Here is a 16,285-nt window from a genome sequence, read left to right as displayed (position 1 = left end):
AAGCGTCGGTGGTACTACCAGCTAATCGGACGCGACAGGGGCGGAGCGCCGGACAAGCTCGAGGATCGGCGGCAGGAGTTCCGCGATTTGTAAGCCGACCATCGCAAAGACTTCTCTACTTTGACCAATGGGGTCGGGAATGTCCCGCACTTCGTGCCTTGCCAACTGCGGGCGGACCGCCGCGAGCTCTGCGACAGTTCGTGCATTGCACTCTGAGGCGAGTCGTGCGGCTTCACACAGCGTGAAAGTTCGGTGGAGCTGATGCGGAGCGAGTTCAAGCACATTGTCGCGGTGGCTAGCCGTCATAGTCAGAACAAGGTCGGCAGCCGAAGCAATCCTCGATGTGAGTTGTCGCGCAGCGAAGTTGGAGACGTCTCCACCCAGCTTCTCGACGTAGAGCGCCGCCTCGGGGTGAATCGGATGCGCGACGACTGCGCGGGTACCAGCGCTGGAGGTACTGAGTCCCGGAACCTGAGACTGAGCGGCATAGGCGGCGGCGAGTCGCTCGGCAATCGGCGACCGGCAGATGTTTCCAGTGCACACAAACAAGACGTGCACAGCGAACCTCCACTTCACAGCAGACCTTGCGACGCCCACCTGAACGGCATCGGATCGCAATAGCACTGTACTGGCCTCGTCCGATCTCCCTATCCACCCCGGTCGATGCACGTGTCACCGGCTCCGGCGCCGAGCGCCAGGCTGCGGACCGAAGTCTCCACTGAGCGCCATCGGGCGCAGCGGCTCCGTTCGTTGGATGCAGGCGCCGAGCCCGATCGCCGGGTGCGAAGCGAGCAGACGCGCTCACCGCAGCTATCGCCGCGCGAGGGTATCCGGGCCCCATCCCGAACGCGGCGCAGGCTGCCAGCGCAGACAATTGCATAATTGACGCCGACATTTATTTTGAGCCAACTGGCGCAATTGTCGCAAATATCCTCGGAGTTGTTGCCGAGGTCGCCCGCGGCGCAAAACAGGCCTACTACCGGCGCAAAAACCGAAAACATAGGGAAACACCTGATTCGCCGATCGGCGGTTGGTTAATACGCTACGGTTTGCTTGAAAGATTGGGGATGGCCGGTAGTTCGGATCTGCTAGGTGGCTTGCCACTGGCGGGCCAAACGACGGCCGCGCTGTCAGGCCACCTCTTGGCAGCTACGTGTCGCCGCACGACACTGGGGGTTTTACATGCAAACACGGGGGCAGCACATACGCGCGAGAACGCCATCGGTGGGCCGTCAGCGCCGACCCAGCTGGCACTTGTCGACCACTCATATCCCGGCTCGGGCGCCGGGACTGGAAGTCAATCACACAGCCTCGCTGCTGGGTCGACGCCGCGCGTTCGACGGCGGTTGCTATCTGACGCTAGAGGTGGTCTAGATGACTCTCGCCGAAACATTTGATTCCTCGCGATCCGACTCTTCCCGGTCAGCCCTTCCGCTGGGCCGCGTCGCTGTCGTTGGGCTCGGATATGTCGGCCTGCCCACCGCGCTCGCGTTCGTCGCCGCCGGTGCTGACGTCGAAGGTATTGACATCAGCCAGTCCCGTCTCGATGCCATCCGTGCGCTCGACGTCGACATACTTGACCGCGATCGTTTGCGCCTGCGAGGGGCACTCGATGGCAAGCGACTTCGCGTGGGGCATGACTTCGAGATTCTGAGCGGCGCTGACACTGTGGCGATTTGTGTCCCGACCCCCGTCGACCAGCATCGCGCCCCGGATCTCGGCGCGCTGGCTTCCGCTTGCGCGACCGTCGTCGATTATGCGCGACCCGGTCAGCTTCTCCTACTCAGCTCGACTACCTACGTGGGCTGCACCCGTGACTTTCTCATCGAGCCGCTACGACGCCGAGGCCTCCTAGTCGGTCGCGATATCGCGGTGGCGTTCAGCCCGGAACGCGTTGACCCTGCCAACGAGCGGTTCCCCGCTGACCGGGTGCCACGAGTGGTTGGGGGTGCGAGCGCCTCATGCGCTGCAAAGGCCAGCCAAGTGGTCGCGAGGATTGCAGCCGAGGTCTACGTGGTCAGTTCCGCCGAGGCGGCGGAGATGACGAAGCTCTACGAGAATACCTTCCGTGCCGTAAACATCGCGCTTGCAAACGAAATGGCCTCTGTGAGCCGGGCTCTCGACCTCGATGCCATGGAAGTGATCGAGGCTGCGGCTACCAAACCATATGGATTCATGCCGTTCTACCCCGGGCCCGGCGTCGGCGGGCACTGCATCCCTTGCGATCCGCATTACCTGTTGTGGCAGCTGCGTGCACTGCACCACCGTGCGCCGCTTGTCGAGGAAGCCATGTCGTGCATCGACGCCAGGCCGGCGGAGGTGGTGCGGCGTTGCGCTGACGTACTCGGCCAACACGGCAAGGCACTGCGCACCGCCTCGGTCCATGTAGTCGGCGTGACCTACAAGGCAGGCGTCGCCGATCTACGGGAATCTCCTGCGCTCCAGATTCTTTCGAGTCTCGATGCGCTGGGTGTGCACGTGAGCTACTCCGACCCGTACGTGCCGCGGGTGAATCTGCCCGGCGGGCTCCGGTTCGACAACGTTGAGGAGCCGGCGACCACAGCACCCGACCTTGTGCTCGTTCACACGTTGCATCCTGACGTCGACCACAGGTGGCTTGCGGACCAGCCCATCGTGCTCGACGCAACGTATCGCCTTGGCATCGACCATTGCGCGGTCCCGTGACGCGACCCTCAGCCAGATTGAGTCGCCACCACGTGGAGTATCAGAACCTGCTGGCCGAGATTCTTACGCGAACGCCGCGGGTGGGAAAGTTCATTTTCAGACTAAGGAACGCCGTAAAAGGGTCCCCCCGATTCAGTTCATCAGCCGAGTATTGGGCGGAGAATTACCGCCAGGGCGGTAACTCGGGCCCGGGGTCATACGGTCGACTTGCGGCCTTCAAAGCCGAGGTCCTTAACGGGTTTGTCGCTGAGAATGAGATCAAAAGCGTTATCGAGTTCGGTTCGGGTGACGGCGCCCAATTGAGTTTGGCGAAATACCCGAAATATACCGGAGTCGACTTGTCCGAAATAGCGTTGGACTCAGCGCGGCGCAGGTGTGCTGACGTCCCAGGGATTCGTTTCTTGCATACCAGTGAAGTGACACCCGATGAGCGCGCCGAACTCGCCCTTTCGCTCGATGTTGTCTATCATCTTGTCGAGGACGAGCAATTTGAAGTATATATGCGGCGACTATTCGATGCGGCAACGAGATTCGTCATCATCTATTCAAGCAACGTCGAAAGAGAGTGGCCGAGTCAACATATTCGCCACCGGCGATTCACTCCATGGGTTGAGCAGAACGAGCCCGATTTCGAGCTGATACAGACGATACGCAACTTGTACCCGTACTGGGTACGAGACCCCGACAACACCAGCTGTGCTGATTTTTTCATATTCGCGAAAATCCGCTGAAAAATGGACCCGCAATTTCGGGTGTTTGTGAAGTCCGCTAGGCTTCGCTGCGGCCGGTTCGAATTTTGCGCCTATACGGTCTCCTCTTGCGCATTCCGACCCACCCAATGCGCAGCGGCGGCTAAGATTCGTCCATGGGGGTAGTAGATCTAGCTAGGTTCGTCATAGCGGCATTTGCCGCGCTTAGTCTTATTGCATCTCGACAAACCATCGCTCACGCATGGCGTCCCGGAGCACGACTCCAAGCCATGTCGGCTCAAGTGCTCGTTACGGGCGGGCTGGGCGCCGCGACTGTCGTGGGGGATCGACACTTCGTTCAGGTCGGGACGATCTTTATCTTCGTGTACTTACTGGTGCTTGCTAAATTGTCCACCCCGAACTCGCGGGCCTACAGCCTTCACTCACGAGATGCGTCTTTGACGCACACGGGGGCGCCGGTGCTGATCGTCCTTGTAATGTGGACCTGGTTGTACGTGGTGAATATATGGTTTGCGACTGGCGCTGATTATCATCAGGCGATTTTCCGGGTCGTATCAGGCATTACACTTTTGGTCTTCTTGATCGCTCAGCGGAATGACCCCTTGGTATTCTCGATTGATCAACGGCATCATCCCCTTGCAGCGCTCCAATATTACTCAGCATCTGTGATTACGCTCGCCAGCCTGCTGATATTATTGCCGCTATTCCCCAGCTGGTTCATCCCTTGCGACGAAGTTCAATTCAAGTGCAATCGAATTGATGCGATTCTCCAGGGCCCGTTGGAATCGGGCAACCTCCTGGGCCTGGCGGCCGCTATGTGCGCAGCTTTGCTAGTGTTCAACTTGGGGATTTCGCGCCGCAGTCTGGTGGTGATGGTGTTTCTCCTCCTCGTTCTATACGCGACGATGTCACGGACATCATTTATAGCCTTGGGTGCAGCGGTGGGCTTCTTCGCGGTTGATCGGCTGCTCTTCCGCAAGCCTTCATTTGAGCGCATCCCAGACTGGTTGGCGGGGACCACGGCCGTTTGCATAGCCGTGGTTCCAATGTCTATAGGGATGTATTTGGTTTTTACTTCTGATCCCGATGCGTTCAGCGCACGGGGCGCTGTGTGGGCTTATGCTCGCGAAGCATTGGTCGACTTCCCAGTAACCGGACGTGGAATAGATACATGGAATCTCCTGAAGTCTTCTGGGTTCTTCGGGTGGCAATTCGAGAAATTCACCCACAGCGAGTACTTGTTGTTTTACTTTTCAGGCGGCGTGATTGGGCTCGTACTAATCGCTGGAGTTTTGTATCGGATCACCTATATTGCGATTAAAGAACAGAACTCCCTTGGCCGCGGAGTCGTGGTACCCCTTACCTTTGCGATTTGCGGCATGATTGAAACCATGTGGAATCCTCTGACCATCGATGCCGGGAGCTGGCTATTTTTTGCTCTGATTTCGGTGGCGTGTGTCACCCGCACAAGTGAGCGCGAAGCGTCAAATGACGCGGCTGGCACTGGCAGTGCAGAGAATCTGCGACGAGCGACGTCTAATTCTTCGAGGTTGCGTCCAGGAGGGAATGGGGGCCGAGATCGGCGGGTTCACACGTTGTCGTAGGCCGGCCGCTGTCGGGACCTTTGCAGGGTTCGGCCTGTCGACAGGCTTGTTGTTTTTCGCTTCGCTTGCGGCGACGCCCGCAATGGTCGCTGCAGATGGCCCGGTCGCGTGGGGAGCTATCGCGCTGGGCCAAAGCGTCGGCGCAGTTTCCTCGCTTGTCGTAGGTTACGGCTGGGCTATGTCCGGCCCTTCGAAAATTGCGCGTGCCAACCTCAGCGAGCGGCTGAAAGAATATGAAGATTCGGTGCGCGTGAAGCTGGCTCTGCTACTTCCCGGTAGTGCCTGCGCCGCACTCGTCGCGGCCGTTCTTACTCCCAGTCATGCGGCTTTCGCTGTAGCCGGTGCAATTTCGACCACAATTGTGGCGCTCACAAGTAATTGGTACTTTGCAGGGCTAATGCGACCCTATTTGTGTCTGGTCCTCGAGACATTACCGCGGGTGGCCGGTACTGTGGCTGGCATAGTTCTAATGATTTTGGGTTACAGCGCAATAATTGGACTTGCTTTCACTTCGATTGGGATGATCACGGCCTTCCTAGTCGTGACGATATGGGTGTATCGTTCGGCGGGACAGGCTGGTGTTGACCGAACACCTAGGGAGAAACTGGCTCGGGTGTTGGCTTCTCGTCGGCACGGTATCGCATCGATGGTTGGAACTCAGGTATTCTTCAGCTTGCCGTTAGCGATCATTTCAGTCTTCTCGCCGGCGGCGCAGCCAGTGTTCGCCTTAGCCGATAGAGTCCGCCAGTTAGTTAGCGCGGGTTTTAGCCCCGTGGTCGTCGTGTACCAAGGATGGGTGCCCAGCGGCGCCGACCATGGAGTAGAGAAACGCAGTCGGACCGCACTTATTGCGACATTTGCGCTGGCGGTTCTCTTCGCCAGCATGTTTTTGCCGATAGGCCCGACGCTCATGCACCAGCTAGGTGCCGGCCAGATAGCCGTTCCTCAAAGCGTGCTAATACTGACAGCCCTCGTGATTTCATTCGATCTATTCAACTCTGTTCTGGCCTTCGCGGTGATGCCATCATTAGACCGCCTCGAGATTGTCACCCGAGCAACGGCCACGAGCGTTCTAGTGATGCTACCGATCACCTTGGTGGGGACCCTCCGATTCGGTGCCACTGGAGCGCTGGCCGGGGTGATATGCGGTCTCGTCGTGCGGATCGCCATTGAGATCGCAGGTGCCACAGCCCCTACTCGCGCCCAGAAACGAGAACGCTTCCACGATGGGATCCGATGAGAACATGGCGATTAAAGACGAAAATACGTCCTGTTCGCGCATTGGCGTCGCTGTCGTCGCGTCTGAACTATCGCCGCGGTTTGGCATCGAAGCAGCGACACTTTCACTCGTCGATGTGCTCGCACGTTGTTACAGCGTGCGAGTGATCACCATCGCTGACGCTGAACCCGAGGATTTCGTGGACACGCAGGCAACCCTTGAGTCGTGGGGACGAAAAGTAGCCGGGTGGAAACGGGTTGTCACGGTGTTACGAGCTTTCAGACATCGAAATGACTTGCGCGATAATGTCATCATCCTGAGCGGCGTATGGGCGGCCGTCCCCATGTTGTGCGTCTTGCCGAAGCAGTTTCGGATGCGGACCATCGTGTGGGAGCACGCCTTTTCCAGCGCGCAAGTCCGGTCACTTAAAAAGTTGCGGATATTGCGCGCGCTCGCGCGCCCACTCTATGCACGTGCATTCGCGATCGTTTCCGTGAGTGAGTCACTACGGAGTGATATGCGTTCAGCGGGATTTGATGGTGCGATAGAGGTGATTCCAAACATTACTCGCACCTTTGAATCGGGCGATACCGCGCGAGTGGTGGCTAGGAGGCTCCTGACAATTGGTTCGTTGGACAAGCGCAAGAATCAAGCCCTCGCTTTGCGTGCTCTTGCCCTCCTTCCGACAGACTATAGTTTGGACGTTCTGGGAAATGGTCCTGAACGGACCGCACTGGAAAACCTTGCGACGGAACTCGGAATCGCAGATCGCGTTAACTTCTACGGTTTCGTCTCAAACCCCGCCGAATACTACGCCCGCGCACAGTGCGTGATACACCCGTCCTTAACTGAGACCTACGGATTGGTGTTTTTCGAGGCAGCCGGATTCCGAAAGCCTGTCGTCGCGTTGAACAGAGGCGTAATGCGGGAGACGATACCGCAATTCGTTAGTGGTTTGCTCGCGGAAGCGGACCCAGGAGACTTCGCGGCCGCGATTCTTTCGCTCGAAACTAACCCGGTCTCGGACAAGGAGTTCACGGACGCAGAGCGTAGGCGAGATGCTCGCGCGCAGAAAATTGTTCATGACTGGCAGCTTCTGATAAACAGTGCTGCCTCATGAGTCGGCGAAGGCAGCGTGGCTGAATGGATGGTCGGGGGAGTGACTTGCAGCGGCTGGGCGAATGGCGCGAATCGAAATATGCGGTTGACGGACCGTTCGTCCGAGCCTCGAAAAACAGACGTGAATTGCCGTGCCACTCGCGCATCATCGCAGATCTCGTCGGACAGTTTTACTCGCGTACGATACCGCGGTGGGTATCGGGCGATTTGGTAGATTTGGGTTGCGGGAAGGCCCCTTTGCTGGGAGCGTACCGAGAGTACTGTTCTTCGATTCTTCTGGTGGACTGGCCGAATTCACCACACACCGATTCAATGGTCGATTTGATGCTCGATCTAAATTTCCCCCTGGAGGGTCTGAATTCTGATTCTTTCGATGTGGTTGTTCTTTCGGATGTGCTCGAACACATTAGTGAGCCCGCTTTGCTGATGTCAGAAATCGCGCGCATACTTAAGCCCGGCGGTCGACTACTATTGAACGTGCCGTTTATCTACTGGATACATGAAGGCCCCTACGATTATTACAGGTATACGCGTTTTGCTTTGGATCGACTCGCACGTCAAGCGGGGTTAGAAGTCGTTGATTTAGTTCCGTTGGGAGGCTGGATCGAGGTGATGGCTGACCTCTCTTCTAAATTGCTTGAACACTTTAGGCTGGCTTTCGTCGTCACTTCAATTCATCGCCTCGTAATGGCTTTCCACCGCACACGCCCTGGTTATCGATTATCGATGCTCGGCAGCGAGACCCTGCCGTTGGGTTACGGACTAGTTGCCCAGAAGCCGATGCGCACGGTGCCATGAGAATTAGTCCTGGCTCTGTCTAGATGTGTCCGCGGTTCGCTGGGTTGCCGTAGTGTGGTCGGGGGGTTATTTGCTGACACAGGAGACTGCGCCCACAGTGGCTTGGCGCGACGCACCGGGGGGATACGGGATTGGATGCAGACAAAGCAGCCATCGGCAGGCCGCTAGCAACCCCCGTCAGTGTGATCGTGCCGTCAATCGGCAGGCCTGAGCTCATCAGAGCGTTGCGTAGTGTGCGTGCACAGCGCTCCGCTGCGGCGCTGGAAGTGATCGTGGTTTACGACGGTGAACCTGGTCCTGAACTGCCAGCTGGGGTCGGCCGTCTGGCGGATCGTGTCATCCGCACTGCTGGCCGGGTCGGCGCTTGCCGTGCCCGGAACATAGGTATCTCGGCAGCCGCCGCCGACATTGTTGCGCTGCTTGATGACGATGACGAATGGTTGCCGGGGAAGCTTGAAGCGCAGCTTGCGTTGTTGGGGAAAGCGTCGGACCCGGCCCATACCGTGGTTTCCGGCCGGCAGCTATTCGTATCCCGCAAAGGTGCCGTGTCCAGACCATGCCCGGACCGTTTGATCGGTGCCGGCGAGCCCGTGGAGCATTATTTGTTTCGACGCCGGCCGCCGAACGGCGGACGCCCGACTTTGACCACTCCCACATTGCTTCTCCCCCGCGAACTGGCGGCATCGACACCTTGGAACGAGTCGCTGGTGCGGCACCAAGACTGGGATTGGTTAATACGACTGGGCCGCAGGCCTGGGACCACCTTTGTCCAAACGCCCCAGGCTGTGGCGCGCGTTCACCTCGGCTCAGCGCTTTCCATCTCAATGACGACCGACTGGCGCGCGTCTCTAGATTGGGCAAACCAATTACTCCGTGGCGATCCAGCGGTCTATGTCGATTTCGTTGCGGCGCAACCACTGCGTTACGCGTTAGCGGCTCGTTCATGGGCAGGGGTCCGAGCCGTGATTACCGCCCTGCGGGGCGTCAATCAATTTCCGTCGGCCGGGCCAATCGTGATTGGAGTTGCCGGGCTGATGCCCCGCCGGGCCATTGAACGCGTTGCCGTGGCAACCGGTGGCAGGCAACGACTTGCCCGCCGCCGATTGCGATGGGGTGTTCCCCACGAAGCCGGTCGGTAACGGCGTGCGTACTCAACGTGGAATGAAACCGGGAAGGTTCTTCGCATGTGTGGGATAGCCGGGATCCGCCGGACCGACGGCAAGCCGATCGACTCCGAGACACTATTAGCAATGGCAAACCAGTTGCGTCATCGCGGTCCGGACGCAATGGACCACTGGTTAGGCCGCTCGATTGGCATGGCGCACACACGGCTGTCGATCATTGATTTGCAGGGCTCCCAGCAGCCCATGGCCAGCTCAAATGGGCTTCGGCACCTTGTCTTTAATGGCGAGATCTTCAACTACCAGCAGTTGCGCCGGGATATTTCGTACCCGTATCGCACGCTGGGAGATACCGAGGTTCTGCTTGCCGCCTACGAAAAATACGGGCCCGCCGGAGTAGAGCAAGTGCGCGGCCAATTCGCCTACGCGATACACGACTCTGAGACCGGCGAGACGCACCTTTTTCGTGACCGCCTCGGGGTGCTGCCGCTGTACTACTACGCAGACACCGGCGTGTTCGCGTTTGCTTCGGAAATCAAGGCGCTTCTGCCGCTCATCAACTCGCCCTCGGTAGACGAGGACAGCCTCCACGATTACTTGGCGCATCGCGCAGTGCCCAGTCCACACACGCTCATCAAGGGTGTCCGCAAACTGCCCCAGGGCCATCACCTAGTTGTTAGGGCCGACGGAACGTATCGCGAATCCGCCTACTGGGAGTTGCCTCCGCAGGCCATCCCGCGCGCGGTGACAACCGCCGAGGCCATTCAACTAGTCGACAGCGCACTCAAGACTTCTGTGCACGAGTCCCTCGTCGCCGACGTACCGGTCGGCGTGTACCTGTCGGGCGGCGTTGATAGCAGCCTGTTGACCGCGATGGTAAAGCGAGAACATCCAGACCAAGTCCTGCACACGTTCGGAGCAAGTTTCGGCGACGAGCGGCATGACGAAAGTCCATGGGCCCGCAGAGTGGCTTCTCTTGCCGGGACGAGCCATCACGAGGTCGTGGTCACCGCAGACGACTTCCTCGACAATTGGGGGAAGTTGAGTTGGCATCGGGACGGACCATTGTCGGAGCCCGCAGACGTGGCGATCTTCCGGCTTGCCCAGCTTGCCCGCGATTACGTCAAAGTCGTGCTGAGCGGGGAAGGCAGCGACGAACTATTTGCCGGCTATCCCAAGTACATCTTTGCTGGCGCCACCCGTTGGCTAGGTGCCGTTCCCTCTGTCGGGCTGTTGGGGTCGTTTGAAAGATCTTTGCCCCCGGGCAAGGCCCGCATGAGGACCGTAGCCCGCGCCCTGGCGCAGAGAAGATACGAAGAACGGCTGCGCGGCTGGTTTGCTCCCTTCACGGTGGCGGAACGGAGGCTGCTAACGGGCCGCCCACCACAGCGCAGGGCGCCCAACCCTTACCGCCTTGGGCGCGGAGATAGCTTGCGCCGGATGCTGTACGCGGATACGTGTGTTTGGCTCGCCGATAATATGCTTGAGCGCGGTGATCGCATGTCGATGGCGGCGTCGCTCGAATCCCGCCCCCCTTACGTGGATTATCGGCTAGTTGAACTGGCCTTCGAATTGCCAAGCCGCCTAAAGACGAGGGGCTTCACAACTAAGTGGGTGCTGAAGCAAGTGGCGCGCCGATACCTACCCGACGACATCGTTCACCGCCCCAAAATCGGTTTCAGGGTGCCCTTGGATCGCTGGTTTCGACATGGTCTGAAGGACTTGGCATTCGACCTGCTTACCGGCCCTTCGTCGTACGTCGGAAATAACCTAAATAGCGGCGCAGTCAAGAGGCTTCTCGTGGACCACACCAGCGGACGTCGTGACGAGGAATTGCGTATCTGGACGCTGCTTTCGCTGGAAGTCTGGTATCGCGATCTGGTCAGTCGAGCGGTCCTATGCTAACTCACTCCAGCGCCGCGACCAGTGCTAAGAGTTGGTCAGTTTGTGATGTACTGGCTCGGATCGAGCACCGCACTGGCCGCAGTAGTATGCGGTGAACGTCGGACTCCAGAAAGAACCATCGATTCGCGCACCCTCCGGAAGCATCGATTCAAAATCTCGCTTCGACAGCAGTCGGAAGCGATCTGCTCGGCGTTGACGCCAAGAGGGCAGCCAGTGCAGCAAAACTGTTGCGGTATGGGCCTCAATTGGGAACCACAGGTTGGGGGTAGTAATGACCCAGCAGCGCGCGACACGACTCATCTCCGAGACCATACGAGCCTGGTCTGATCGGGTGCCGACATGTTCGATGATGGCGTTTGCCAACGCGAAATCGACGTAATTTTCCTCGAAGGGGAGGTCACGTGCATCTGCAACCATGAACGGATACGAGGTGTTGGCCGGGACAATATTGATCCCCATTTTTACATCAAATTCGGACAGCAGTCTTCTCTCGACGATGTCAGCGCTAGCGATGTCGGAGCCCGAGTATTCATCGCCCAAGACCCCGACGAGAAGGACTGTCCGACAGTCGTGCTCTCTCATCCAGCGGGATATGTTGTGCGCTTTCCTTTTGCGATTTCGAACGCTGTAAAAAAGAACGCCTCGATTCACGAAATTTCTGAATGCTTCAGACAGCGACAAGCCGATCACCTACCCCCATTAATCTAGCTCTTCCCCATGGTCAATCTCTTAGTCGGGCGCGATGCTTGGCGTCGTCGCTCCACGAGTCAAAACCGTCGGCTGACGCGCCGGGACCGCCCGATCGTTTTCCCGTGACATACGAGCCGTAGTAGCGGTAGTGGTATGCGCCTCCTTTGCCTTCCGGCGTCATGGTAAATGCCGCACCAAGAAGTGAAGCGCCGACATCTTCAAGGTTTTTGACCGCGTACGCTAGGTGGTCCCGTTTGGTTTGCCCATACCGTGCCAGGATTAGCGCGCCGTCTGAATGGGCGGCTAGAACCGCGCCGTCGGTCACCGCGAGCAGCGGTGAGGAGTCCACGATGACGTAATCGAAACGCGTGCGCAATTCACTGAGCACCTTCCGCGCTGCCAGCGACGCGAGGAGCTCGCTCGGATTCGGCGGGATCGCGCCCGAAGTTAGGACGGTTAGCCGGGGAAACCTCGACTTTTGCAAGACCTCGGAAAGCGATGCGCCGCCACTGAGCACGGTGCTAAAACCCACCGAACCGATCAAGTCAAGGTATTTATCCACCCGGGGCCGGCGCATATCACCGTCGACAAGCACTACGTTGTGCTCGGACTCTGCGAGCACTAGCGCAGTATTTATCGCCGCCGTTGTCTTACCCTCGCTCGGCTCCGAACTTGTGAAAACGATGAGGCGCGGGGGATTGTCCACCGCGAGGAACTGCAAATTAGTTCGCAACTTGCGGAATGCTTCGGCAGCCGGTGTGTTGTCGTTATCAAAATGGATCGCCGGCGTATTCCGCAGCTCTTTGTCGAACGGGATGCTGCCGACGACTCCGACACCCGTGATTTCTTCAACAATTTGCTGGTCTCTTATTGTGTTGTCCAAGCGGTCGCGAAGCAATGCTAACGCGATTCCCAGCAGTACACCGAGCGCGAGGCCACCTGCCATATTGATCGCGGTTTTCGGAACTACCGGCTCGGTAGGAGTCGTGGCACGTTGTTCTACGACCACGCGAGCATCGGGTTCGGCGCCAGACCCCGAAGTTTCCAATTCACGGACCATTTCGACCAATTCGTCGGATAACGTATTGGCGATGTCGCGAGCTTTGGTAGGCGACGCGTCCCGCACCGCCAGGTCTATCAGAACCGTCTGGCGTTTTGTCGTCGCCTTGACTTGTTTTTGCAGCTGTTGCGCGGTCATATCGAGGTGGAGCTTGTCGATTGTTCGCTGAGCGGCCGTCTTACCCATCAGTAGCTCGGCGTACGAGAAAACGCGCTCCTGGGACAGGAGATTGCCCTCATAAATATCGGTCGCCGAGGCGCCGGCCGTAGTCGAGACATATAGCCGCGTGGAAGCCTCATAAAGCGGCGTCGTGAGCAGCGTCAGCGCGGCGGCTCCGCCGACGGCCACGGCGACGGCCAGGAAGATGGTGATCCACCGGGCTCGCAAGAGCCGCAGGAAATTTTGAATTGTCAATCCGCCCCCTCAGCGCTATTTGTCCCGCCCCCCGTGCCCTTGGTCAGGGCATCGCTGCGGTTTGCTGGAGTATACAGTCGTTGATTTCGTTACCACTTGAAAACAGCTAGACCAGCGGTAAAAAGTGCGAAACAGCTCGGACCTTGCAGGATGGCGGTTGTTGCCGGTTACAGCTCCCCAATCACCCGCCCCAGCTCCGCGCGCGTCTTGATGCCCAGCTTGCGGTAGATCCGCACCAGGTTCGCCTCGACCGTCTTCGGGCTGATGAACAACGCGGTCGCGACGTCCTTGTTGGTCATGCCCGACGCCGCCAGCTCGGCCACCCGCCGCTCAGACGGCGTGAGCGATCGGTCGTGGGACGGGACCACCTCTGCGCGGGCGAGTTCGGACTGAACGCGCCCGGCCCACAGCGGTGCGCCGATCGCTTCGAACGTTTTCAGCGCCTCCCGCAGCGTCGCCCTGGCGCGCTCCTTCTGTCGTTGTCGACGCTGGAGCTGGCCCAGCAACAGCTGAGTTCGCGCCCGCTCGAACGGCATCGGCAGTCGGTCGTGCTGGGCCATCGCCTCCTGCGCCTCGGCCGAGGCGGCCTCGACATCGCCCCGCGCCGCCGACAACATGGCCCGGCAGCGACCACCGACAGCGAGCATCCACGACCGATCGAGCCTGCGGCCATTGCTTTCCAGCGCCTCGATCAACGGCTCAGCCTCGTCGCTGCGGCCAAGTGCGATCATGGCTTCGACCGCGTCGGGCATGAACGACGCGGTCATGATCTCCGTGCCGGGGATCGCCTCGAGCGTTCGCCGCATCGGGGCAAGCACCTCGAGCGCCTCGGCGTAGTGACCGAGCGATACCTCCAGAAATCCCAGGGTCATCGTGGGCCATTCCGCGAGGCGTGGTGAAGCAGTGCGGCTCGCGATTTCCAACGCGTGGCGGGCTGCGTCTCGCGAGACCTGCACGCGCCCAAGGTAAGCCATCGCCATTGCCTGCATAGAAAGCGCAATGCCAAGCGACCCGCTGCCCTGTTCGGCGCGCAACAGAGCCTCTTCGGCAAGTCGATCGGCGGCGTCAAGGTTTCCTCGCCAAATCTCGATTATGGCCTCGCAGCTCTCGACGGCGGTGAGGTCGTTTTCCGCGCCGCGCGCCGTGCATCGGCGTTGCAGCGCCTCCATTCTGGCGTGGGCAGCGTCCAGACGTCCTGTCCAGGCCATGATCAAACCTTCAATCATGCTGGCGCTGAACGGAATAAGCAGATCGGCGTCGGGGTCCTCTAGTTCTACGGCGCGCCGAAGGCTGATTTCATCGACGCCGTTGCCGAACATGAAGTTCAGCTGGACAGACATCGCCAACGCACTGCTGATTAGCGCCGCATCGCCACAGCGCTCGGCCTCGGTCAGCGCTGTGTGCGCGGTGGCCAACGACTCTTCGTATCTCGAAATCATTCGTTGACCGAATGCCAGCAGGATCAGCGTCTGCACCAACAGCGCCGGATTGTCTTCTGCGTCAGCCAGCGCCCGCTCGAGAACAGCGACGGCCTCGCTCCAGTTGTCGTCGTATAGGTGTATGCCGGCCAGCAAGTTGAGTGCGGCCCCGCGCCGCTCGCCAGACGTCAGCACGCCCAACGTCGGCTCGAGAGACGCCCGCGCTCTTTCGGGATCCCCGGCGTTGAAATGGTGTACCGCACCGTTGATTCGGCGATCGGGACTGTCGCCGCCGAGGCCGATCGCGAGCTCCACGAGCTCGGCGGCGGCGGCAGGCGCGCCACGGGCCGCGGCTTCTTCCGCCGCGGTGTCCAGGGCATGCAATGTGTCCGGGTCCGCGCTGGACGCTGCCAGCGCCATGTGCCTTGCCCTCAGTTCGGGCAACGTCACTGTTCGCGCCAATGACCTGTGCATGGCACGCCGCTCGGCCGCACTCGCATCCGCATAGACGCTCTGGGCCAGCAGCGGGTGGGTGAAACGCACCATATTGCCGTCGATTCCGACGATTCCCTTCGCTTCCGCTTCATCGAGCGAGTCGATGGAAGCGCCGGTGACTTTCGTGAGTAGTTCGACCGTCGGATCGGCGACGGATGCCGCCGCCAGCAACAGTTTTCGGGCGTCGCGGTCCAGCCGCCCGATCCGCAGTCGCATCAATTCGGCAAGCGAACCGGGTAGCGCTGTCTGCGGGCCCGTGGAGCCGAGATCGATGGCGCGCGCCAACTCGAGCGCGAAAAACGGGTTACCCCCAGAGATTTCGGCGATGCGCACCATCGTCGGTCGTGAGAACGCATGGCCGAGGCGCCCGGAAATCAACACGTGCAGCGCGCCAAGGCTCAGCGGCCCCACATGCAACCTTTCGATGCCGTCGGGCCTGGACAACTGCAGCCACGACGCCGTGTTCGCGCCATCTGCATCGGACCGTTCGGTGAGCAACAACCCGACCGGGCTTCGCAATCGCCGGGCGGCGAACGAGATCACGTCCTGGCTGGACCGGTCCAGCCACTGCGCATCGTCGATCGCAATCAACACTCGCGCGTCCGCTGCGAGGCATTCGAAGACCGCCGCGAAGGCGGCCGCAACGATGCGTTGGTCGGTGGCGTGATCCTCGCCGCTGGCACGCAGCAACACCCGGTCGACGGCGAGGCGCTGGACGTCCGGCAAGCCGGCAAGGACTCCCGGGTCGACGTCACGGAGCAGGTCCGCCACCGCCGCATAGGCGAGCATGGACTCCGCCTGGCCAACGCGGGCGCTGAACACGAGACAACCGTTGTCGCGCGCCCGTTCGACGGCCGACAACCACAGCGTGGTCTTGCCTATCCCCGGCTCACCCTCGATGACGAGTGCAGACGGCTGATGGGCTGCCGACTCCAGGAACTCCGAAACCGCGCGGATCTCCAGCGGACGGCTCACCACGCCCGGCATCAACGATCACCCCCAAATTGCCCCCAGCAAACAGAGGGTACATCGAACGAGGGTGCCTTC

The 16,285-nt window shown here is 59.9% G+C and carries 12 protein-coding genes; 8 read left to right on the top strand and 4 right to left on the bottom strand.

The window, feature by feature from the left end:
* Positions 1–21: 21 nt before the first annotated feature.
* Positions 22–543 (bottom strand): low molecular weight phosphatase family protein, encoded by a 522-nt coding sequence (locus GGC64_RS09835; RefSeq protein ID WP_370582062.1) that lies wholly within the window; start codon positions 541–543, stop codon positions 22–24.
* Between the two features lie 831 nt (positions 544–1,374).
* Between GGC64_RS09835 and GGC64_RS09830 the strand changes: the two genes are divergently transcribed.
* From GGC64_RS09830 to asnB, 8 genes are all read left to right on the top strand, one after another.
* On the top strand, positions 1,375–2,685 hold the full coding sequence (locus GGC64_RS09830; RefSeq protein WP_192722173.1) for a nucleotide sugar dehydrogenase: 1,311 nt from the start codon (positions 1,375–1,377) through the stop codon (positions 2,683–2,685).
* A gap of 32 nt (positions 2,686–2,717) precedes the next feature.
* Positions 2,718–3,416, top strand: a complete 699-nt coding sequence (locus GGC64_RS09825; protein WP_225951228.1) for a bifunctional 2-polyprenyl-6-hydroxyphenol methylase/3-demethylubiquinol 3-O-methyltransferase UbiG — start codon at positions 2,718–2,720, stop codon at positions 3,414–3,416.
* Positions 3,417–3,550: 134 nt separating this feature from the next.
* Positions 3,551–4,999 carry an O-antigen ligase gene (locus GGC64_RS09820; protein WP_192722172.1) on the top strand — a complete coding sequence of 483 codons (1,449 nt, stop codon included), beginning with the start codon at positions 3,551–3,553 and terminating at the stop codon, positions 4,997–4,999.
* Positions 4,962–6,239: a hypothetical protein gene (locus tag GGC64_RS09815; RefSeq protein WP_192722171.1), complete on the top strand. Its 1,278-nt coding sequence runs from the start codon at positions 4,962–4,964 to the stop codon at positions 6,237–6,239. The genes GGC64_RS09820 and GGC64_RS09815 overlap by 38 nt, the downstream gene beginning before the upstream one ends.
* Entirely contained in the window at positions 6,226–7,338 is a 1,113-nt protein-coding gene (locus GGC64_RS09810) for a glycosyltransferase (RefSeq protein ID WP_192722170.1), read from the top strand. The genes GGC64_RS09815 and GGC64_RS09810 overlap by 14 nt, the downstream gene beginning before the upstream one ends.
* Positions 7,339–7,361: 23 nt before the next feature.
* Positions 7,362–8,135, top strand: a complete 774-nt coding sequence (locus GGC64_RS09805; RefSeq protein ID WP_192722169.1) for a class I SAM-dependent methyltransferase — start codon at positions 7,362–7,364, stop codon at positions 8,133–8,135.
* Positions 8,136–8,317: 182 nt separating this feature from the next.
* Positions 8,318–9,274: a glycosyltransferase family 2 protein gene (locus GGC64_RS35265; protein WP_370582061.1), complete on the top strand. Its 957-nt coding sequence runs from the start codon at positions 8,318–8,320 to the stop codon at positions 9,272–9,274.
* A 45-nt stretch (positions 9,275–9,319) separates the two neighbouring features.
* Positions 9,320–11,161, top strand: coding sequence for an asparagine synthase (glutamine-hydrolyzing) (gene asnB, locus GGC64_RS09795; protein ID WP_192722167.1), 1,842 nt, complete (start codon positions 9,320–9,322; stop codon positions 11,159–11,161).
* Between the two features lie 24 nt (positions 11,162–11,185).
* Here the strand turns inward: asnB and GGC64_RS09790 are convergent, their stop codons facing one another.
* The 3 genes from GGC64_RS09790 to GGC64_RS09780 form a co-directional block, all read right to left on the bottom strand.
* A complete protein-coding gene (locus tag GGC64_RS09790; protein ID WP_192722166.1) occupies positions 11,186–11,701 on the bottom strand; it encodes a class I SAM-dependent methyltransferase in 516 nt (171 codons plus the stop codon).
* A gap of 181 nt (positions 11,702–11,882) precedes the next feature.
* A complete protein-coding gene (locus tag GGC64_RS09785) occupies positions 11,883–13,325 on the bottom strand; it encodes a polysaccharide biosynthesis tyrosine autokinase (RefSeq protein WP_192722165.1) in 1,443 nt (480 codons plus the stop codon).
* A 167-nt stretch (positions 13,326–13,492) separates the two neighbouring features.
* The gene (locus tag GGC64_RS09780; RefSeq protein WP_192722164.1) at positions 13,493–16,225 is read right to left on the bottom strand and encodes an AAA family ATPase; all 2,733 of its coding nucleotides are present in this window, start codon (positions 16,223–16,225) and stop codon (positions 13,493–13,495) included.
* Positions 16,226–16,285: the final 60 nt, after the last annotated feature.

The organism is Mycobacterium sp. OAS707 (assembly GCF_014873705.1).
In the GTDB taxonomy this organism is placed as follows: domain Bacteria; phylum Actinomycetota; class Actinomycetes; order Mycobacteriales; family Mycobacteriaceae; genus Mycobacterium.
This window is presented reverse-complemented; position numbering and strand designations above follow the sequence as displayed.